Origin of the sequence: Litorilituus sediminis (assembly GCF_004295665.1) — a bacterium.
Taxonomy (GTDB): domain Bacteria; phylum Pseudomonadota; class Gammaproteobacteria; order Enterobacterales; family Alteromonadaceae; genus Colwellia; species Colwellia sediminis.
In genome coordinates, this window is sequence record NZ_CP034759.1 from 1,965,895 (window position 1) to 1,986,040 (window position 20,146).

Genomic DNA, 20,146 nt, shown 5'->3' on the forward strand with positions numbered 1-20,146 from the left:
CAACAACTTTATTGATATCTCATTGTTTTTAAAGCAGACTAGCCTTGTACTAAATGAATAATAACAATTAGGAAATTGTATGGATGCTGACCTATTTTCGTTTCTTTTTAATGCTTTTTTATTTTTTGGTGTCGTCCTAGCACTTAAAGATCGCGGCCGTATAAAGCTATTAATTAATAAACTAAATCACCTGCAAAAAGTCATAGATCTTCAAGCTTCTCACATAGACAGACTAAAAGAAAAAATTAAAGAGTTAAATTCCCATAAACCAGTCTCTGACGACACAAGAATTACAGAAGTCACGCAAGCCACGCAAGCCACGGCAGAAATTAACACACCATCTCAACATCAAAATGAAGAAAACACTAGCAGCAAAGAGCCTATAGATTCGTCTAATGAAACTATTTCATTGTGGTTAACAACTCCCAAAAATACAGCGACAAAATCTGCTCCTGTAGACAATAAAACCACTAACATTAGCTTTGAGTCTCTACTCAAAGGTAATGGCATTTTTTGGCTCGGAGCTATCATATTAGCCATAGGCGGCATCTTTTTAGCTAAGTATTCTATCGAAGCAGGCCTACTGCCACCGAGTATCAGAGTGATACTTGGCTCAATATTCGGCTTAGCCTTAATCCTAGCCGCTGAACTAGCTCACAAACATAAACAACGATTTAACATACACACGCCACATATCTCGGCAGCACTCGCTAGCGGCGGAATCATAACCTGCTTTGCCATGGCATTTGTCTCTTTTGACTTTTATAGCTTTATCACGCCAAATATTGCCTTTGCTTTACTTGCAGTTATTGCATTAACCGCGACTTATTTAGCACTAAGGTTCGGTCCCGTTTTAGCTGGTATAGGAATAATAGGCTCATATGCCGTACCTGCGCTGATCTCTACAGGTGCTAACGAGATCTTGGCTTTATTACTTTATATCGCTTTTGTTTCTTGCTCTGCGATTTGGGTTGCCGAATATGTAAAACAAAAATGGCTATGGTGGCAAAGCTTTACGGGTCATTTTATGTGGTTTATTGCCGCTATTATCTTAAGTGACAAGCATGACTTTTGGATAGTACTTTGCTTTGCAATAACATCACTGTACTTGTATGCCTTGGTAAGTATTACTGGTTGGAAATTAACAATCGGCATGAAATCAGCGCTTACCATAAAAGCATTATTAACCCCAAAAAAAGAACAAGCAGGTATTTTAGCAACCTTAGTATTACTAGCCGCTTATCTAAGCTTATATAATGATTTTAATCATATTGTCTGGGCCTGCGTCATTATTGCTAGCCTAGTTATCTTAGCAGCCAACAAGCACAGTGCCTTAGACTTTTGGCCCTTTTTAATGCTTGCCTTTACACTGTACTCTTTCCATTTAATGCCAAATACAGTTTCGTTTGACACGAGTTTGTTTCCTTTCTCAAATAAGTATCTGTTTATCCAAGTGTCAGTATTAGCAGGTATAGCCTTTAGTCTCTACATGATAACTCAGCATATTAAGCGTAACGCTTATTTGCTACTACTGGTGATCACACCCATTTCCTTATATGGCATAAGCTATATAACAGCAAGCTCTGATGCAGAAACTTACTTATACCCAGTTTGGGTGCTAGACATGTTAATCATCAGCGCTATCGCATCTTATGGGGCCATAAAATCAAGAATTGAATTGCATCAAGTCAGTTATTTAATTCTGGCTAATTCAATGCTAACACTTTGCTTAACCATGTTACTGTCAGCCAGCACACTCACCTTAGCGGTTGTCACTCAAGTTGCTTCTATGAGTTATTTAAGTTGGAAATACAAAGTAACATTACCTGAGTGGCTATATAAGCTTGCATTATTGGTAGTCGTGGCTAGGTTAACCTTGGCGCCATGGACTGCAAACTATCAAGATGAGTTGATATTTAGCCTACACTGGACTTTAGTTGTTTACCCTACGGTATTAGCCATTATCTGGTTCGCTAAAAAATATACCTACTCCATCCCTTTGAAAGCTTGGTATACAGGCGTATTTATTCACGTACTTGCCTTACTAATAACCACAGAAACAAGTTATCTATTAGTGGGTGACTACCCAGACTTTACTCACTTATCGTATAAAGAAGCGATTTTACTCTCATTAAATTGGTTAGTGTTATCAGGCGTTTATTTATGGCGAAGTCAACTGACTTCCAGCATGACACAAATATATAAAACAGGCGGCATGCTACTACTTATTGGCGCAGGACTAATTCACCTAGATATAACCTTAATCAATAATCCATTTATAGAAAACCATTATGTCGGTGCTGGCGTAGTCAACTGGCTATTTTTACAATGGCTAGTACCTGCTGGTGTGTTGTATTTATTTATCAAATTTAAATTACTCGAGAGCCAATATCATCAAGTGCTCTACAGCATTATCGCTATGTTAACTATTTTATTTATAAATGGTGAAATACGTAGCCTGTACAATGACGGTTATATCTTCTGGACAACGCCACTGAAACAAGCTGAGTTATATAGCTATTCAATTGTTTGGCTAGTGATTTCGACAATCACAATTTTCTCCGCGCAATATTTTGCCAATAATCATTTAAATCATGCTGGTTTTATTGGCTTAGCCTTAGTGACATTAAAGGCATTTGCGGTTGATATGTCTCACCTTGAAGGGCTATTGAGATCACTTTCCTTTATCGGCTTGGGCTTATGTCTGGTAGGTATCGGCTGGCTATTTCAAAAAGTACAAAATAAAAGAGAACTAGTAACGGCTAAAAGTTAAATATAATAGCAATTGAATTAACTATTTCACTTGCTATAAGCCATTATGCTTTACCAAAGAAGAATACAGGATGCGCAATCTTTTTACCCTGATCAGATTGCGCTAAAGCGTTATTAACGGCTTTTCCTAACACTTAACTATCGGCAATTCTAAAACCGACTTTTATGGTTACTTGATAGTGCCCTACTTTGCCGTTAACAATATGACCACGGGTTTCAACCACTTCAAACCAATCCATATGCTTGATGCTTTTTGCACATTCAGCCAAAGCATTTTCTATGGCATCTTCAATGCTGTTTTTAGATGAGCCGACTATTTCAATTTTTTTATAACTATGATGGTCTGACATAAGATTTTCTCTAAAAGTAAGTGATGTACTTAAACACTAGTAGAAGATTAAATCTTATGCCAATTACGTGGGAATTAGCCCTGTAGCAAGGTTTTAACTTTAGTTAAATCAACGGTTTTATCGTCAACCTTTAAATAAGCCACCGCTTCGGTATGCACTAAGGTTGCTTCAATTACGCCAGGCATATTTATCAATAACTCGGCGACTTCATCAGCCTTTTCTTCACAGGTAATATTGGTAGCAAAACTAAAGCTTTTTGATTTCTTCAGTTGCTGCATACCAAAAGTTAATAATAACCAAGCAAAGCTTACTAATGCCATTACTAAAAATATCGCTTTCTCGCCATATTGGCTGGCGATAACACCGCCGACAATACCACCAACAAAAGCACCTAAAAATTGGCTACTTGAATAGATACCCATAACGCTACCTTTAACGCCAGCAGGCGCAAGACGCGATAATATCGACGGCATAGTGGCTTCTAAATAATTAAAGGCGGTGAAAAATAGCACCACAGAAAAAACTAAACTCCACAAGCCCATAGGCATCAACCAAAGCAACAATAATGACACGGTAAACAGGGTGACCGCAGCGCTAAACATGGCTTTTTCTTTTTGTTTTTTAATGGCGATGATCATAAAAGGCACCATCAAACAGAAGGAACCAAGTAAGGTAGGTAAATAAATTTTCCAATGGCTTTCTAACGCTAAACCACTTTCAACAAACTGCTTAGGCAAGGTAACAAAACAGGCGGTAAGTGCCATATGCAAAATAAACACGCCCCAATTTAATCTTGATAATTGCGGATGTCTGATTAAATGTGAAATTTGATCTGGCAGGGCAACATTATCACCACGGGGCGCCTTGTTAACTGAATAGGGCACCATAAACTTTATCAATAACATGGCGATGATGGTTAATATGCCAGTAAACCAAAACAAGCCACTTAAACCAAATGACTCTGCAACTATTGGCCCTAAAATCATAGCAAAGGTAAAAGATAAGCCAATAAACATGCCAATGGTTGCCATTACCTTAGGACGCTGCTCTTCTCGGCTTAAATCTGCTGCTAAGGCTAACACGGCACTAGCAATAGCGCCCATGCCCTGAATAGCTCGACCGATAACAACCCCATAAATACTCTCTGACATGGCAGCAATAACACTACCAATTAAGAAGACAAATAAGCCTGCTAAAATGACCGGTTTTCGTCCGTATTTATCAGATAAAATCCCCATAGGAATTTGTAATAACGCTTGTGTTAAACCGTAGGCACCAATAGCTAAACCTAGCCAAATTGGGCTATAGCCAGTTAACTGCTCACCATAAATGGCAAACACCGGCAAAATCATAAACAACCCAAGCATGCGCACGCCAAAAACACTGGCTAAGGAAAAGGCTGCTTTTTTCTCAATACGGTTTAAACCTGAAACGCTCATAGCAAAAATGGAACCTAAAAAATCATTCAATAAACGGCGTTATCTTAACATGCAATTAGTTTTTACGCCTAGCGCACATTATGATTTGCCTTAAGGAATCAGTAAAAAGTGACAATAAAGTTAAACACGTTTAATTGCTTTTCTTGGCTAGGTTTTAAGCTATTTTTTATGGCATAATAATCGGTTCTGTTTAATGGTCAGTGATTTGAATTTTCCGTATGAAGAGTATCGAAGTAAGAGGGGCTCGCACCCACAATTTAAAAAATATCAATTTAGAAATCCCGCGCGATAAGCTTGTCGTGATTACAGGGCTTTCTGGCTCGGGTAAATCATCACTTGCCTTTGACACCTTATATGCTGAAGGTCAGCGCCGTTATGTAGAGTCACTGTCAGCCTATGCGCGCCAGTTTTTATCGTTAATGGAAAAGCCCGATGTTGATCATATTGAAGGCTTATCTCCAGCAATTTCCATTGAGCAAAAATCGACTTCTCATAACCCGCGCTCAACTGTGGGCACCATTACTGAAATATACGATTACCTACGTTTATTATATGCGCGCGTAGGTGAGCCACGTTGTCCTGAGCACAATGCGCCACTAGCGGCACAAACCATTTCTCAAATGGTTGATAAAGTACTTGAGCTAGAAGAAGGCACTAAGGTTATGCTACTAGCGCCAGTACTGCAAAATCGTAAAGGTGAGCATGTTAAGTTATTGGACAACCTTGCCGCACAAGGTTTTATTCGCGCTCGAATAGACGGTGAAGTATGTGATTTATCTGATCCACCAACACTTGAGCTACATAAAAAGCACACCATTGAAGTAGTCGTTGATCGATTAAAAGTACGCGACGATATTCAACTGCGTTTGGCTGAATCATTTGAAACCGCACTTGGCTTAACCTCAGGTACGGCCAAAGTTGCTTTTATGGATGATAGCGACAAAGAAGAGCTTATTTTCTCGGCTAATTTTGCTTGTCCACATTGTGGTTATAGCATGCAAGAGCTTGAGCCAAGGTTATTCTCATTTAATAACCCAGCAGGTGCTTGTCAAACCTGTGATGGTTTAGGTATAGAGCAATTTTTTGATAGTAAACGCGTTATTGCCAATGATGAATTAAGCTTGGCGGGCGGTGCAATTCGCGGCTGGGATAAACGCAATTTTTACTACTTCCAAATGTTGCAAGCGCTATCAGAACATTATGGATTTGCCATCGATGAGCCATTTAATACCCTAAGCAAAGAAGCGCAAAAAGTCGTTTTATACGGTAGCGGTAAACAAGAAATCGAATTTAAATACATGAACGATAGAGGTGATGTGGTTTTTCGCAAGCACCCATTTGAAGGTATTTTAAATAACATGCAGCGCCGCTATAAAGAAACCGAATCTAACGCGGTGCGCGAAGAGCTATCTAAATATTTAAATAGCCAACACTGTCCAGATTGTAATGGCAGCCGCTTACGCCTTGAGGCACGCAATGTCTTTATTGACAACACGCCATTACCGACCGTTGCCGAATTCGCTATTGCTGATGCTTTAGAGTTTTTCCAAGGTTTAAATTTAACCGGACAAAAAGGCCAAATAGCTGAAAAGATTCTAAAAGAGATAAACGATCGTTTAGGCTTCTTAGTTAACGTTGGCCTAAATTACTTAAACTTATCACGCAGCGCCGATACTTTATCAGGTGGGGAAGCTCAGCGTATTCGCTTAGCCAGCCAAATTGGCGCTGGCCTTGTTGGTGTTATGTATGTACTGGATGAACCCTCAATTGGTTTACACCAACGTGATAATGAGCGCCTGCTTAACACCTTAATTCACCTACGCGACTTAGGTAATACGGTAATAGTGGTTGAGCATGATGAAGATGCGATTCGTGCCGCCGACTTTGTTATTGATATAGGTCCAGGCGCTGGTGTGCACGGTGGTAATGTTATTGCCCATGGTAATGTTAATGATATTTTAGCGTGTGATGACTCACTAACGGGTAAATACCTATCAGGTAAAGAATGTATCGAAGTACCTAAAAAACGTCATCCGTTTGATAAAGACAATGTTGTTGAGCTTATTGGCGCTAGCGGCAATAACTTAAAAGATGTCGATTTAGTTATTCCAAATGGCTTAATGACCTGTATTACCGGTGTTTCTGGCTCAGGTAAATCTACCTTAATTAACGATACCTTATACAAATTGGCGCATATTGAACTCAATGGTGCTACCACACAAGAGCCGTCCCCTTATAAGGAAATCAAAGGCCTAGATAAGTTAGACAAGGTTATTGATATCGACCAAAGCCCAATTGGTAGAACGCCACGTTCCAACCCAGCTACCTACACAGGTATTTTCACTGCCATTCGTGAAATTTTTGCTGCAACTCAAGAAGCACGTTCACGTGGTTATAAGCCAGGCCGCTTTAGCTTTAATGTTAAAGGTGGTCGCTGTGAAGCCTGTCAGGGTGATGGCGTAATTAAAGTCGAAATGCACTTTTTACCTGACGTTTATGTGCCTTGTGATGTTTGTAAGAGTAAACGCTATAACCGTGAAACGTTAGAGGTACTTTATAAAGGCAAGAACATTCACGAAGTGCTAGATATGACCATAGAAGATGCTTTTGAGTTTTTTAACGCCATTCCTGCGGTTAAACGTAAGCTGCAAACACTGATGGATGTTGGTTTAAGCTATATCAAACTTGGTCAATCAGCAACAACCTTATCAGGTGGTGAAGCACAACGAGTTAAGCTTTCTAAAGAGCTATCAAAACGCGATACCGGGAAAACCTTATATATTTTGGATGAGCCAACCACAGGTTTGCATTTTCACGATATCAAACAGCTTTTACAGGTTATTCATCGCTTACGTGATCACGGTAATACTATTGTGGTGATTGAACATAACCTTGATGTGATTAAAACCGCAGACTGGATTGTTGATTTAGGTCCTGAAGGTGGCTCAGGTGGTGGTGAAATTTTAGTTACTGGCACACCTGAGCAGGTTGCTAAACATAAAACATCACACACAGCGCACTTTTTAAAACCTATGTTAGGCTAGCATTTAGCCAATAATAAGGAGAATAAATATGCATGTAGCAGACTCAGAACGATTAAGTTTTCGTTTATTTGATCAAAATGATGGCAAATTGTTATGGCAGCTGGATCAAGACCCTGAGGTAATGAAATATGTCAGCGGTGGTAAAATTAACACCATGGATGATATTAATACTATCTTTTTACCGCGTATGGCTAAATATACTAATCCTGAACAAGGCTGGGGCATATGGCAAGTATCAGATAAAAGCACGCAAGAATACTTAGGTTGGATTTTGGTTAGGCCGATGGAATTCTTTAATGAAGATGCTGCAATTAAAGCTGCTCATGAAAAAGATATCGAGCTTGGCTGGCGTTTTTTCCAAAAGACTTGGGGCAAAGGTTATGCAAGCGAAGCAGCAATGGCCATCAAAGATGCCTTAATTGCGCAAACTAATATTGATTACTTATCAGCGATTGCCGTAGAAGAAAACCTCGGCTCTATCAATATAATGAAAAAGCTAGGCATGAAATTTATCAAAAAAGCGCTTCATCAAGACCCACTTGGTGAAACAGAGTTAGTGTTTTATCAAATGCCAGTATAGCAAGAGAAAGGATGGTCAATTACCATCCTTTTTTATATATACTTCATACTACAAAAGCTTTTACAGCAAACACCTTTTACATCAAAAGCTTTTACACAAAAGAAGGCAATATAATTACCTGCTATTTTTCTCCCTCCTTCCCTGTAACCCCTTTAAACACGCAGCTTACTCTCCTTAACTCAACTAACCTGCCCTATTGAAAGATTTAGCTACTAGCGTCATTAGCAGCGACAAGCTAAGATAGCCTGATAACAAAAATAATTAAGGACAAAAATGACAACAACAAAAGCTAATGCATGGCGCAACCCATTTATTTACCTACTAGCCTTTACCAGCGGTTTTTCTATTATGGGGATAGAATTACTTGCTGGCAGAATACTGGCACCATTTTTTGGCAGTAGTGTCCATATTTGGGGCAGTATTATTACCGTATTTATGCTCAGTTTATCACTGGGGTATTTACTAGGTGGAAAGCTATCCACTAAATCAGCATCACTAGCCCGCTATGGTTTAATCTTTATTATCGCCAGTATCACCATTTTGCCTATTGTCACTTCTAGCCAGTGGTTAATGGAAACGGTATTTCTTGCCATTGAAGATTCTAGATACGGCTCTTTAGTTGCTGCTACTTGCCTGTTCTTTATTCCAACAATATTCCTTGGCATGTTATCACCCTACTCAGTACGCCTTTTAGTGACCACATCAAATGAAAGCGGCCAAGTGGCAGGAAAGCTTTATTTTGTTTCAACATTAGGTAGCGCATTAGGCACTATTATCACCTCGTTCTACTTTGTACTCTGGTTTGATGTCGACACCATTATTATTAGCTTTAGCTTACTACTTGGCATGCTTGGTCTAATTGCTGTGGCTGTGTCTAAATTAACCGTAACAAGTAAAATCACCGCAAGCCAAGAAGGAGTGAATCATGCTTAATTCTATGATGCACAATACCCTACTGGCGCTGATGAGTTTACTTTTTCTCAGCCTAACCAGTGCTTCTGTTAATGCCAAAGTAATTCACAGTGAACGCTCACTTTATCGTAATATTTTAGTGGAAGATCATGGCGATTTACGCTGCTTAAAGTTCAATGTCAAAAGCAATAAAACCCAACAAAGCTGTTTTTTAAAAAGCGAGCCGGACAGATTATTCTTTAACTACACTAAACTACTGATGACCAGCCTACTGGTGAACCCTGAGCCAAAGCGCATTTTAATTATTGGCTTAGGTGGCGGCACTATGTCTAACACATTGCATCAGTTACTTCCTGAAAGTCATATCGATAATGTTGAAATAGACGAAAGTGTTATTAAAGTAGCGCGTGAATACTTTAGTTTTTTTGAAAACGATACCATAAAAACGCATAGCCAAGATGGTCGTGTTTTTGTCAAAAGAGCGCTACTGAAAAAACAACAATACGATTGGATTATTTTAGATGCGTTTAACGGTGATTATATTCCCGAACATTTAATGACCAAAGAGTTCTTAGAAGAAGTGAAAGGCTTATTGACACATAACGGAGTATTAACCGCGAATACCTTTTCAATGAGCAAACTCTATAAGATTGAATCTGCCACTTATAAAGCAGTTTTTGGCGACTTTTATCAAGTTCGCAATCGCGCCAACAGCAACCGTGTAATACTGGCGATAAACCAAGAGAGTAAAGCTCACCTAACGGATATTGAGCAATTAACTCAAGCGAATGTAGAGCACTATTTTGAGCTGTTTAAGCGATTTGGCGTGAACGCAGAGCAACTTTCAACGCATATGTACTCAACCAAAACACATCAAGATTGGCGTGATGATAGTAAAATTTTAACCGATCAATTTTCGCCAGCTAATTTATTAAATACCAAAGCCAATTAATCCCTCTAACCAGGCTTTTACAACCACTTTAATTAATCCCTCTAACCTGGCTTTTACAACCACTTTTAAAAGGCAGTAACTCAATCAGTTGCTGCCTTTTTTCACCTCAACCATACCTTAACCCTAGCCTCAATCAATATGATGCATAATAAAGCTAGGCTAGTATCAAGCTTAAATGATAAGCATAAAAAAGGGCGATAGCTACACAGCTATCGCCCTTAATCGTTAAGATTGATTTAAAGCTTATTCAAACAAGCTGTCATCAATAACAAAGCCATTATCCGTGGCACGTAAATCGATAACCCCCAGACATTGCTGATTTGAGTCAACTAGCGCCATTCTATCACCAGCAACCCAATAATCTGCTGAGTACGAATCACCATTTAACAAAGTACCATAGTCACTACCTAAGCTCATTTGACCGGTTTCATCACTCACCCAGTGCAGTGTCACAGGTGTATCTGTGGTATTAGTTACGCTAAAGTTAGCAGCACTTGCATTTGTTCTTTCATACGGCACAAGTAAATCACAACTACCGATTGTAGGTGGTCCAAGTTCAACTACATCAGCAACAAGTTCTTCAGAAATAGTGAACTCATTGTTTTCATTGTTAAGTACGGCAACACCTAAACAATTATTCGTTGCATCAGTAATCATCATGCGATCACCTTGACTCCAAAAGTCTTCCGAATAAACTTCTCCAGCGACTAATGTCGCATATTTATTAGCGAAATTCGCTTCACCATCAGTACTAATCCAATATAAGTTAACGGGTACATCTGTTGGGTTAGTAACACTAAAGCCTGTAGCAGGAATACTTGTTCTATCATAATAAGCGGTCGCTAACTCACAACCACCAATAGTACCAGGCTCAGGTAAAGGAACTGAAACAGGCAGTTGTGGTTTAGTAATTTCACGCAGTGGTTTTTGTGCAGGCACTTCCACAGCACAGTCAACACCTGAACACGCCGTGATATACATATCAACGATATCAGCACCAGAGAAGCCGCTATCAACTAAGGCATAATAAGTGCCTGGTGTTACATTAGTAAAAGTACAAGTTTCTTCATTACCTGAATTACCATCGTTATAGGTATCACAATCGGCATATTCAGTGTAACTCCAATGAGGAACCGAATCTTTGCTTGCCATTAAGGTAACATTACCTGAACCACCTGTTGTCGCAATAGTGATATCGGTATCACCTTCAGCTACATCAACTGAATATAACCAACCGCCACGACCTTCCGCTTTTAAATAACTATTGAGTGGTAATTCAATCGCACTAGCTTCATATTGAGCACGTGTTTCATTGGTATAGTAGTCAACAAACTCTGCTTCATAATTTGTCGCAAAAGTATTAAGCAGCGCTTTCAGTTCATCCCATTCACCAGCGCGCATATGGGTCAGCATAGTCGTGACATCACTAGGGTGTTTCTCAAGTAAAAAGGCTACCGCAAGTTGTCCCCAATCATAAGGGCTTGGCGTTCCGCCATTATTATGCTGATCAAATATCTCTGCTAGAGTATATTTTGTGTTACTCCATACTGAGGTTTCAAAGCGTTGGTAAGGCTGCTGATAGTAAGTACCTATATATTCAGCTAAGCCTTCTGACCACCAGCCCATATCTGCACGGTAAGCGCCTTCTTTATTATATCGACCATCTAGGGCGTGCACATATTCATGGGCTAAAGAACGAATAACATCGCGACCACCACTCCACTCAATGGCATTAAAGGTATTAACTTCTGAGTTGTGATAAAACTCAGTTGGCTCTGTTTCGTAATAAATACCTGACTCATTGTCACTATCAAATAAATAACCCATCCAAGCTTTGTGGTTGGTTAAATTCGCGAAAATATTAAAACCAGTATATTCATTTAAATCACCTTCAACAGGCATCTGGAATTCAGGGGCAATACCTGCATTAAGTACTTCATCAAATATCACTTTTGTATTAGCTAATACATCACAGGCAGCTGACAATTCTTCTTCTGTCATTTCTTGGGCACGAAGGTTCACTGGAATATCACAGGCTTTCCCCGTTGGAAATAAAGAAGTTGATGCCCATAATGTACCATCAGATACACCAACACCATCACCTTGATCATAAGCATCCACTAAAATGTAATAACGACCTGCTTTAGCGTTATCTAAAATACAGGTTTCACTCCAGTTAGGACCATTATATGAAACACAATCAAACTCGCCACTTTCACCTGCGCTAGGCTCTGCTTCATAACGAACATAAACATCAGGATCGCCAAGCTCTTTATTAGCTAGACCTGTTGCAAAGCTAACCGTAAGAGTCGCAGAATCAGCAGGTACGTCCACATAGTACAAGGCTTGTTCTGTTAAGTTAATATGCTCAACAGCTTCTTCCAGATTAATAGGAGTTGATCTATCCTCTAATGGGATAACTTCATTGATTACCAAGTCATCAATGACCATAGGACCATTTTTATCAGAGCCACCACAGGCAACTAAGAAAAGTGAACTAGCCATGGCTAGGGTTAATTTGTTTAATTTATGCTTCATTATGTTTCTCTCTGCTTTTAATAGTTATAATTTGCATACAATACACAATATAACAACAAAACCCTGTGTAGAGCAATAAGTAAGCAACAAATAGCACTAGCCAAAAGTCTAATGGCGATATTTTGTCGACAGTTCTAAAGTAGTAACATCGAAGAGCAACTTAAAGCGGCAAATTCATGAACAATGACAACACGAGCAAAACAGGCTTAATTGAAGACGAGAAACACTGGCAGAGCCAAGCGCAATTAGTGAATTGGTTTACTAACCCCACACAAACATTGTCGACAAATAACATCGGTTGGTATGATTGGTTTGCCGACGGCGAGTTAAATACTAGTTACTTAGCGCTTGATTACCACATTGAACAAGGTCGCGGCGAGCAAACCGCACTGATTTATGATTCGCCAGTAACGGGCAACAAATTAACCTTCTCCTACCTTGAACTCAAAGAGCAAGTAGCAAAGTTTGCTGATGTACTAAGAGCACAAGATGTCAGCAAAGGCGACCGTGTACTCATTTACATGCCAATGATACCGCAGGCCGCTATTGCCATGTTGGCTTGTGCTCGACTTGGCGCTGTACACTCTGTGGTTTTTGGTGGCTTTGCTGCTAACGAGCTTGCAGTTCGTATTGATGATGCCAAGCCTAAGGCAGTTGTTAGCGCAAGCTGTGGAATCGAAATTAGTAAAGTCATTCCTTATAAGCCATTACTTGACCAAGCCATTGACATCGCCAGCCATAAACCCAGCAACTGCATAATTTACCAAAGACCAGAGCTTGAAGCGTCATTAGTTGCAGGGCGAGATCATAATTGGCAAGACCTATTTGATGTTGCCGTTGAAATCCCGCCAGTGCCAGTAAAAAGTACCGACCCTCTTTATATTCTTTATACCTCAGGCACAACAGGTAAACCTAAAGGCGTGGTAAGAGATAATGGCGGCCATGCCGTAGCTATGCTCTATAGTATGAAAAATGTCTATGGTATGGAAACTGGTGATACCTTTTGGGCAGCTTCTGATGTCGGCTGGGTTGTTGGTCACTCCTATATTGTCTACGCACCACTTATGGCTGGTTGTAGCACTATTTTATATGAAGGCAAACCTATTAAAACCCCAGATGCGGGTGCTTTTTGGCGAGTATGTGCCGAATATAAAGTTAATGCCTTATTCAGTGCACCAACCGCATTTAGAGCTATAGCGAAAGAAGATCCTGATGGTAAGTTAATTAAAGATTATGACTTATCGCATTTAAAACGCTTGTATCTCGCTGGTGAGCGCTTAGATCCTGCCACTTACTATTGGCTACAAGAAAAAACTAACCTGCCGGTAATAGATCACTGGTGGCAAACTGAAACAGGCTGGGCTATTGCTAGTACACCACTAAGCAAAGAAACAGGTGAGTATCAACCTCTGCCAACGAAAGCAGGCTCTGCTGGCTTTCCAGTAAAAGGTTTTAATGTTGAAATTCTCGATGCGCAAGGTAAGCAAGTCGCAGCGGGACAACAAGGCACAGTCGCCATCAAATTACCTATGCCTCCGGGCTGTTTAGCAACAATTTACAATGATGTTGATAGATTTCAATCTGGCTACTTAAATGCCTACCCTGGGTATTATGTAACAGGTGATGGTGGCTTTATCGACGACGATGGTTACCTATTTATTATGGGGCGCACCGATGATGTTATTAATGTTGCCGGCCACAGGTTATCTACCGGCGAGATGGAAGAAGTACTAGCAGAGCACAGCGCCGTAGCTGAATGTGCTGTTGTTGGTATTCACTGTGAATTAAAAGGCCAAGTGCCGCTTGGCTTAGTGGTTATTAAAAATGGCATAGAAGCAAGTGATGAAGCGCTTGCGAAAGAGCTTAAACAAAAAATTCGCGATGATATTGGCGCTATCGCCTCACTTAAAGACTTACTGATTATCGAACGCTTACCCAAAACACGCTCAGGTAAGATATTGCGAAAAACTTTAAGACAAATGATTGATGGTCAGCAAATAGACATACCATCAACCATAGATGATCCTGAAGTGATCAAAGAGTTATCCGCCAAGTTTAAGCAAGATAAACTCACGCCAGCATAACAAGTGAATTTACTTTTTTAGCGAGAGTTTAGCCCGCTTTGCTGGCTTACCTGTTTGGGGGCGCTTCGCTGAAGAAGTTTTTGGCTTTATTGGCTTTTGCGCTTTGCCCTGCCCTTGTGGCTTAGTGCGTTTTGTTTTACTTGGCTTATTTGCACTTGATGGCGCTTGCTGTTTATCATTTAAGCCAAGTGTTTTTTGATTTTTTGCAGGTGGCGACTTTTTAGTGACACTATTACCAATTTGCTCAGGCTTAGCTGTTTTACTTGAATGCGCCACCGCTTGATTGATCTCCTGCATTTCACTCGCGGTTAAATCACGCCATTGACCTGGCTTTAGCTTACCTAGCTCAACATTCATAATTCTAGAACGCTTTAACTTAGTTACTTCATAACCTAAATATTCACACATACGGCGAATTTGTCGGTTTAAGCCTTGCGTTAAAATAATGGTAAAAACAAAACGGCTTTTCACTCTGACAATACAGGGTTTAGTGATAGTTCCAAGAATGGGAACACCACGCGACATACGCTCAATAAAGCGTTCACTAATTGGCTTGTCTACCGTAACTATGTATTCCTTATCGTGAGCATTTTCAGCGCGCAATATTTTATTAACAATATCACCATCACTGGTTAGAAAGATCAGGCCTTCTGAGGGTTTATCTAAACGGCCAATGGGAAAAATACGTTCTTTATGGCCAATGGCATCAATAATATTACCTTTAACATGTCGCTCTGTGGTACAGGTAATGCCAATAGGCTTATTATAAGCAATATAAATGCGATCAGACTTATCTTCACTGCTGGCAGCAATTGCCTTACCATCCACTTTGACTACATCACCAGCAAACACTTTTGTACCTAATTCAGGTACTTTATCATTGATAGTCACGCGGTTTTCTTCAATAAGTTTATCGGCGCCACGGCGAGAGCAAAAACCCGATTCGCTGATATATTTATTTAAACGTTTACCGCCAGTGGCTGAAGTATTGTCTGTCATGAAGTTAATGCATTCATTAAAAAGTGAATTTGCTATTATACTAGAAAACAATCGCTAATGTATCTTCTTAGGCGCTTACTATGTTGATTTTTGCACACCGCGGTGCCAGTGGCATTGAACCAGAAAATACCTTGCGTGCTATTCGTACTGCGCTTGATGCTAATGTAGATGGCATTGAAATAGATATCCATCAAGTAGAAGATAAACTAGTGGTTATTCACGATCGTTGGCTGCACAGAACCACATCAGGTAATGGTCAGATCAAACACTATAGCTTTGAACAACTTAGAGCGCTAGATGCCGGTAAGGGCGAAGTTATTCCAACCTTAGATGAAGTTTTGGAACTTACAGCAAATAAATGCCTTGTTAATATTGAATTAAAAGGTATTAACGATATTCAAGTGCTGTTTAATTGCTTAGATAATGCCAAAGCAACACATGGTTTTGAGCATCAACAATTACTGATTTCATCATACAATCATAGGCTATTACATTTAATTAAACAGCAGAGAAGCGAACTTACTATTGGCGCCTTAACTTCCTGCTACCCACTTGAATACGCAAAATTTGCCGAAAAACTTGATGCCTATTCAGTACATTTAGATGTCGATTTTATTAGTGAGCACTTTGTCAGTGATGCTCATCAGCGCGGCCTAAAAGTATTTGTTTATACAGTTGACGAACTTGACGATATTAAAGCACTTAAGGCTATGGGCGTAGATGGTATTTTCTCTAATTTCCCAACGCGCACCAAAGCGCATATCGCCCACTTAATAGACAATGGCGCGAGTTAGCCTAATATATCAACCAGTACGCGTTGCCAGTTTTCTCCCATGACTAAATCAATTTCATCACTGGTAAATTTAGCTCGCTCAAGCAGGTGTTCAATACTTCTCATGCGTTTAATATGATTAAGCTCAGGAATAACAATATGATTAACGTCTTTGTCAAAACCTAAAATACCTTTGTCACCATTACTTTGCCACCAAGACTTATAACCCTCAATGGCAAGATCATTATTATTGCCGCTAGCCAGTGCTTTTTCATGGCCACGCAAAGGGTAATCATTAGCAATTGCTACCGCCTGCGCACCAGCGATATTCTTGATATGAGCTAAATGTTTAATATAATCCTCAGCTCTTGGCACATTACTATCAGTTAACCACCACGACATCATAAAAACGCCAAACACACCACCACTATCAGCAATGGCTTTAATGACATGATCTGGCGTACAACGAGCATTATTAACAATCGCCCTTGCTGCGCCATGAGTTTGCACAACAGGCCCTTTTGCTAATGCCAAGGTTTGCTCTGCACTTGCAACGGATGAATGGGATAAATCAATAAGCATGCGTTTTTGCTCTAAGCGTTCAATCAGCGCTTGCCCTCGTGATGACAAACCAATATTTCCTTTTGATAAAGCGCCGCCAGCATAAACATTATTATAATGATGCGTCAGTTGCAGCGCCCGCAAACCCAAATCATAAAACTCATCTAACTGGTTTAAATCTTCTTCTACGCAATCTGCACCTTGAATTTGTAGAAACACAGCGCATTTATCAAGCTCATTAGCAAGCGCTATATCACTGCCCTTACTTGCTAGAAAATAGACATCGGGATTTTCTTGCATACTTTTTAGATGCCTTTTAATGCTAGCCATACAAGCTTTATAGGTACGCTTATAGTTAGTGCTGCTATCTGCCATTGTTATCGCTTCAATATCTGAAATATCAGCAATGTAAGCATTAAGCTCTGACGCTTTAACATCAAGGTGCTCTTTGGGAATAAAGGATAGGCCATCTATGTATAAACGACGTTTTTTTAAAGCACTGACCTTACCTTGTTCAGCTATTGATACGCTAGAGCTACATGCGCCCAATGCCGCAACCGCTGTCATCGAGCTAAGCGCCTTTAAAAATTCACGTTTATTCATTAGTTTATCCCAATTAATATCTTGATTATGACAGCCACAATAGCATATCCAAACAGTAGTTAGATACCAAATTGCAAGCTCTTGCTGCAAGAAGAATCTACAGAGTTAATAACTGCATCTATACTAAATAAATTAGCTATGTTTTATTTTTTAACTATTGCTACAATGCACAAAATTTTCACCCATCAAAGTTTTATTAGGAGCCTGCCATGCGCACCTTTGCCATTATATCTACTTGTTTATTATTATCTGCATGCGGAGGTAGTAGTAGCGAACAAGAAAATAACCCCGACGTACTACCTGAGCCAACAGCTACACCTTTAGTGACATTTTTTGTTGCTGATGCTCCGGCTGATTCTGTTACTTCAGTTAATGTTACCTTCAACTCTATCACCTTAAAGTCAGCTGATGATAATGACGATGATAACTCAGGCCTAGAATTACCATTACTCGATGAAAATGGTGAACCAACTGCCATGACTATCGACTTGATGAACTATCAAGATGGTGAACAAAAACTTATTATTGATAGTGTTGAAGTACCTGCTGGCGAGTATAAAAGCCTAGTTATCAATACATTAGACTGCCCACAGAATCAAAATGGCGATACTAGCGCTTGTTGGGTAGTTGACAGTGATGGTGACAAACCGTTAAAAACCCCAAGCAATAAATTAAGGCTAGGCGCTATAACTATTTCAGAAGAGACAGAGCAAGCATTTACCATAGAATTTAATTTGCGCTCTTCACTAGTTTCTACCGCTAATGGTGCTTCATATAATTTAAAACCGCACGGTGTTCGCATCGTAAATAGTGACTTAGTTGGTAAGGTATCAGGTACAGTAGATGTGAATTTACTCACCGCAGGAGAAAACTGTGAAACCGTATTCGCACCTGATACGGACCATGGCAAAATTGTTTACATCTACCAAGGCATACCAGCTGAAGGTGCAATATTAGGTGACGAGTTTGACCCAGAAGAAGAGCAAACAAATGATATAACAGGTGTCACCAAACCTTATGCCTCTGACTCGATAACTTTTGACGGCGAAAGCTATCGTTATAACTTTGCCCACTTGCCTGCGGGCGAATATACCTTAGCGTTTTCTTGTAGCGCTGTCGGTGATGACTCTGATAGTTATGACCAAATCAAAATTGCTAATCCTGATCAGCAAATTCATACAGTTACTATTGAAGCTGCTGGTGAATTAGAACAAAACTTTACAGAAAGTTAACCACAAAAAAGGTGAGCAATAACTACATTGCTCACCTTTTTAGTCTGGTCATTATAATACTTTTTTACCCGCTTTTATTAACGAAGTTAGCGGATTCACACCAAACTGGTAGCACAGCTCTGCTGGCTGAGTGATATTCCACTGGGCAATATCTGCATCATAACCTACAGCCAATATGCCTTTTTTATCGCTTAAATCTAATGCTTTTGCCGCATGGCAGGTAACGCCAGCTAAAGCTTCTGCTGGTGTTAATCTAAATAAGGTACACGCCATATTAAGCATGAGTTGAATAGAACAAATTGGTGATGATCCTGGGTTGGCATCCGTAGCAATGGCCATTGCCACGCCTTGCTCTCGCAACTGAGTAATAGGTGGTAGTTGCGTTTCACGTAAAAAGTAAAAAGCACCCGGTAATAAAACAGCTGTCATATCAGCTTGTTTCATGGCGGCAATACCTTGGTTTGACAAAAACTCAACATGATCAGATGATTTAGCGCTATATTTAGCCGCTAATTCAGTGCCACCTAAATCTGATAATTGCTCAGCATGCACTTTAATTGCCAGGCCATGCTTTTGCGCACTAGCAAAAACTCGTTCAGTCTGGCTTAAGTTAAAGCCAATGTTTTCACAAAACACATCCACGGTATCAGCTAATTGGCGTTTAGCCACAAGCGGCATCATTTCATTGCATACTAAATCAACGTAAGCTTCTGGGTTATCTTTATATTCAACAGGTAGCGCATGCGCACCTAAAAAGGTACGTTTAATAGTCACCGGCAGTTTCTCAGCCAACGTACCTGCAACCTCAAGCATTTTTATTTCGGTTTCAGTATCTAAGCCGTAACCTGATTTAATTTCTAAGGTAGTTACACCTTGCTGGTGCAGGGCAGTTAAACGCGGTAAAGCACTGGCTAATAGCTGGTCTTTGCTGGCCTCTCGTGTTGCTTTAACGGTTGAGACTATACCACCGCCAGCCTCGGCAATTTCTTGATAACTCTTGCCTTGCAAGCGCATTTCAAATTCATTGGCACGATTGCCACCGTAAATAAGATGAGTATGACAATCAATTAATCCAGGTGTTAACCATTGACCCTGACCGTCAATCACTTGTGTTTTGTTGTCATCAAAATCAGGTAGATCCGCTTGCTTGCCAAGCCAAGCAATTTTTCCATTTGCAACGGCTAAAGCAGCCGCCTTAATTTCACCGTAACTATTGCCAGCATCAGACATAGTTGCTATGTTTACATTTACCCACAGAGTCTGCCATTCTTGCTTAGTAGTTGTCATAAATTGCCATCAATATTGCTC

Annotated in this window: 14 protein-coding genes; 8 read left to right on the forward strand and 6 right to left on the reverse strand. The window is 40.0% G+C overall.

Annotation, left to right across the window (positions count from 1 at the left end):
* Nucleotides 1-79: 79 nt before the first annotated feature.
* Nucleotides 80-2,773 carry a DUF2339 domain-containing protein gene (locus tag EMK97_RS08710; RefSeq protein ID WP_130601304.1) on the forward strand — a complete coding sequence of 898 codons (2,694 nt, stop codon included), beginning with the start codon at nucleotides 80-82 and terminating at the stop codon, nucleotides 2,771-2,773.
* Nucleotides 2,774-2,906: 133 nt separating this feature from the next.
* Here EMK97_RS08710 and EMK97_RS08715 read toward each other — a convergent pair whose 3' ends face one another.
* Together EMK97_RS08715 and EMK97_RS08720 are read right to left on the reverse strand one after the other, a co-directional pair.
* Nucleotides 2,907-3,122 carry a dodecin gene (locus tag EMK97_RS08715; RefSeq protein WP_130601306.1) on the reverse strand — a complete coding sequence of 72 codons (216 nt, stop codon included), beginning with the start codon at nucleotides 3,120-3,122 and terminating at the stop codon, nucleotides 2,907-2,909.
* Nucleotides 3,123-3,196: 74 nt separating this feature from the next.
* On the reverse strand, nucleotides 3,197-4,561 hold the full coding sequence (locus EMK97_RS08720; RefSeq protein WP_130601308.1) for an MFS transporter: 1,365 nt from the start codon (nucleotides 4,559-4,561) through the stop codon (nucleotides 3,197-3,199).
* 218 nt (nucleotides 4,562-4,779) lie between these two features.
* On the opposite strand from EMK97_RS08720, the gene uvrA reads away from it, so the two are divergent.
* From uvrA to EMK97_RS08740, 4 genes are all read left to right on the forward strand, one after another.
* Nucleotides 4,780-7,605, forward strand: coding sequence for an excinuclease ABC subunit UvrA (gene uvrA / locus EMK97_RS08725; RefSeq protein ID WP_130601310.1), 2,826 nt, complete (start codon nucleotides 4,780-4,782; stop codon nucleotides 7,603-7,605).
* Between the two features lie 28 nt (nucleotides 7,606-7,633).
* Nucleotides 7,634-8,185, forward strand: a complete 552-nt coding sequence (locus tag EMK97_RS08730; protein ID WP_130601312.1) for a GNAT family N-acetyltransferase — start codon at nucleotides 7,634-7,636, stop codon at nucleotides 8,183-8,185.
* A gap of 273 nt (nucleotides 8,186-8,458) precedes the next feature.
* Nucleotides 8,459-9,118, forward strand: coding sequence for a fused MFS/spermidine synthase (locus EMK97_RS08735; RefSeq protein WP_130601314.1), 660 nt, complete (start codon nucleotides 8,459-8,461; stop codon nucleotides 9,116-9,118).
* Nucleotides 9,111-10,049 (forward strand): spermidine synthase, encoded by a 939-nt coding sequence (locus EMK97_RS08740; protein WP_425462184.1) that lies wholly within the window; start codon nucleotides 9,111-9,113, stop codon nucleotides 10,047-10,049. Before EMK97_RS08735 ends, EMK97_RS08740 begins: the two co-directional genes overlap by 8 nt.
* 243 nt (nucleotides 10,050-10,292) lie before the next feature.
* Here the strand turns inward: EMK97_RS08740 and EMK97_RS08745 are convergent, their stop codons facing one another.
* Complete coding sequence (locus EMK97_RS08745; RefSeq protein ID WP_130601316.1) at nucleotides 10,293-12,587, reverse strand: collagenase; 2,295 nt, start codon at nucleotides 12,585-12,587, stop codon at nucleotides 10,293-10,295.
* A 176-nt stretch (nucleotides 12,588-12,763) separates the two neighbouring features.
* Between EMK97_RS08745 and EMK97_RS08750 the strand changes: the two genes are divergently transcribed.
* Nucleotides 12,764-14,671, forward strand: coding sequence for an AMP-binding protein (locus tag EMK97_RS08750; protein ID WP_130601318.1), 1,908 nt, complete (start codon nucleotides 12,764-12,766; stop codon nucleotides 14,669-14,671).
* 9 nt (nucleotides 14,672-14,680) lie between these two features.
* Here EMK97_RS08750 and rluF read toward each other — a convergent pair whose 3' ends face one another.
* Nucleotides 14,681-15,670, reverse strand: coding sequence for a 23S rRNA pseudouridine(2604) synthase RluF (rluF, locus tag EMK97_RS08755; protein WP_130601320.1), 990 nt, complete (start codon nucleotides 15,668-15,670; stop codon nucleotides 14,681-14,683).
* 80 nt (nucleotides 15,671-15,750) lie between these two features.
* Here rluF and EMK97_RS08760 point away from each other — a divergent pair, with 80 nt between their 5' ends.
* Nucleotides 15,751-16,464: a glycerophosphodiester phosphodiesterase gene (locus EMK97_RS08760; RefSeq protein ID WP_130601322.1), complete on the forward strand. Its 714-nt coding sequence runs from the start codon at nucleotides 15,751-15,753 to the stop codon at nucleotides 16,462-16,464.
* On the opposite strand, the gene EMK97_RS08765 is transcribed toward EMK97_RS08760, so the two are convergent.
* Complete coding sequence (locus EMK97_RS08765) at nucleotides 16,461-17,606, reverse strand: membrane dipeptidase (RefSeq protein WP_130601324.1); 1,146 nt, start codon at nucleotides 17,604-17,606, stop codon at nucleotides 16,461-16,463. The genes EMK97_RS08760 and EMK97_RS08765 overlap by 4 nt on opposite strands.
* Before the next feature lie 209 nt (nucleotides 17,607-17,815).
* Between EMK97_RS08765 and EMK97_RS08770 the strand changes: the two genes are divergently transcribed.
* Entirely contained in the window at nucleotides 17,816-18,838 is a 1,023-nt protein-coding gene (locus EMK97_RS08770; RefSeq protein ID WP_130601326.1) for a DUF4382 domain-containing protein, read from the forward strand.
* Nucleotides 18,839-18,889: 51 nt separating this feature from the next.
* On the opposite strand, the gene hutI is transcribed toward EMK97_RS08770, so the two are convergent.
* On the reverse strand, nucleotides 18,890-20,125 hold the full coding sequence (gene hutI, locus EMK97_RS08775; protein WP_130601328.1) for an imidazolonepropionase: 1,236 nt from the start codon (nucleotides 20,123-20,125) through the stop codon (nucleotides 18,890-18,892).
* Nucleotides 20,126-20,146: the final 21 nt, after the last annotated feature.

Coding starts and splice junctions, on each gene's coding strand:
- EMK97_RS08710 (WP_130601304.1), top strand. CDS start 80: ATGGATGCTGACCTATTTTCGTTTCTTTTTAATGCTTTTTTATTTTTT.
- EMK97_RS08715 (WP_130601306.1), bottom strand. CDS start 3,122: ATGTCAGACCATCATAGTTATAAAAAAATTGAAATAGTCGGCTCATCT.
- EMK97_RS08720 (WP_130601308.1), bottom strand. CDS start 4,561: ATGAGCGTTTCAGGTTTAAACCGTATTGAGAAAAAAGCAGCCTTTTCC.
- uvrA (WP_130601310.1), top strand. CDS start 4,780: ATGAAGAGTATCGAAGTAAGAGGGGCTCGCACCCACAATTTAAAAAAT.
- EMK97_RS08730 (WP_130601312.1), top strand. CDS start 7,634: ATGCATGTAGCAGACTCAGAACGATTAAGTTTTCGTTTATTTGATCAA.
- EMK97_RS08735 (WP_130601314.1), top strand. CDS start 8,459: ATGACAACAACAAAAGCTAATGCATGGCGCAACCCATTTATTTACCTA.
- EMK97_RS08740 (WP_425462184.1), top strand. CDS start 9,111: ATGCTTAATTCTATGATGCACAATACCCTACTGGCGCTGATGAGTTTA.
- EMK97_RS08745 (WP_130601316.1), bottom strand. CDS start 12,587: ATGAAGCATAAATTAAACAAATTAACCCTAGCCATGGCTAGTTCACTT.
- EMK97_RS08750 (WP_130601318.1), top strand. CDS start 12,764: ATGAACAATGACAACACGAGCAAAACAGGCTTAATTGAAGACGAGAAA.
- rluF (WP_130601320.1), bottom strand. CDS start 15,670: ATGACAGACAATACTTCAGCCACTGGCGGTAAACGTTTAAATAAATAT.
- EMK97_RS08760 (WP_130601322.1), top strand. CDS start 15,751: ATGTTGATTTTTGCACACCGCGGTGCCAGTGGCATTGAACCAGAAAAT.
- EMK97_RS08765 (WP_130601324.1), bottom strand. CDS start 17,606: ATGAATAAACGTGAATTTTTAAAGGCGCTTAGCTCGATGACAGCGGTT.
- EMK97_RS08770 (WP_130601326.1), top strand. CDS start 17,816: ATGCGCACCTTTGCCATTATATCTACTTGTTTATTATTATCTGCATGC.
- hutI (WP_130601328.1), bottom strand. CDS start 20,125: ATGACAACTACTAAGCAAGAATGGCAGACTCTGTGGGTAAATGTAAAC.